This is a genomic window from Arenicella xantha (assembly GCF_003315245.1).
GTDB lineage: Bacteria > Pseudomonadota > Gammaproteobacteria > Arenicellales > Arenicellaceae > Arenicella > Arenicella xantha.
In genome coordinates, this window is the sequence record NZ_QNRT01000028.1 from 1 (window position 1) to 1,048 (window position 1,048).

Annotated in this window: 1 protein-coding gene; it reads right to left on the reverse strand. The window is 39.5% G+C overall.

The features are described 5' to 3' along the window. Window positions 1-150 precede the first annotated feature (150 nt). Entirely contained in the window at window positions 151-606 is a 456-nt protein-coding gene (locus tag DFR28_RS19540; RefSeq protein WP_113956089.1) for a hypothetical protein, read from the reverse strand. Window positions 607-1,048 lie beyond the last annotated feature (442 nt).

Below are 1,048 nucleotides of genomic sequence, written 5' to 3' on the forward strand. Positions count from 1 at the left end.
TATTTGCTAGATAGCACTGCTGGTTTATGCCAACCGCATTGCCTATGAATTTTAGTGAAATCGTAAGCCATGATATCAAAGCAAACTTAACGCCCAGCAAAGGGGCGCGAAGTCATGAGCGTCCCGCCGCAGGCGTACTTTTGTGCCTTGTTAGAGGATTTGTGCTTTTGCATATAAATATATTAATCTAATATTTTGATAATCTTTGGATGTTCTAGATATTTTCTGTTCAACAAAGCTTTTGCCTAAAACCTCATGAAAAACATCATGATTAGTAACAACAAAGTGCTTTCTATTAGTAATTTTTTTGGTACCTGTATATGTATAGGATAGATGCGCCTCATCATCCCATTGCGAATTGGTAAGTTCAGCTACAAAGCTAACTCCTACCTTTTTTGAATCTATATTAAAAGCAGGGGTACAATCAGTGGCAGCACTTCTTACGCTTATAACATCAAAAAACTCTAAGATTATAAAATAATGGTTATCGCCATCATCGACATCTCCTTGTAATATTACTTTGCAACCATGAGTCGTATAAATTAATACCGAGTCTTCATTGAAAGCAAATTTGTTTTCTAAGTTAATAGCTATGCCGTTACTCATTTCTTACCCCCAATACCTCTAACGCTAAGCCAAGGGGCGGCGCGAAGCAGCCGTCCCGCGGAGCCAACTTGTTGGCGGAGTGAACTTTGACGCCTTGTTAGGTGGTGTGACTTTTTCGATGACTTGATGCACTTCCTTTTGCCTCCACAGAACAAAACCATTTCTTTCGTTTATTAAGCCAGACTATCAGAATTCGTTTAGTGATAAAAATGCTGTTCGACCAAAACGATATAAATACTTAACTTACAACGATGAACCAGTTTTTTAGACTGCCTCACACCAGAAAGTTTGCACCAACGAAACACTTCTTATCAACGACTGGTTTAGCTAAATAGGCAGGACACACCTAACGCCCTTAAAACGGGCGCGCGTTTTTTGCGCGTCCGAATGAACGTAGTGAATGTAAGTTTTTAAGCTTGTTAGGCATTATTGAACCCTGGTG

Excerpts from the sequence above, each read along its gene's own strand:
- DFR28_RS19540 (WP_113956089.1), bottom strand. The coding sequence starts at position 606 with ATGAGTAACGGCATAGCTATTAACTTAGAAAACAAATTTGCTTTCAAT.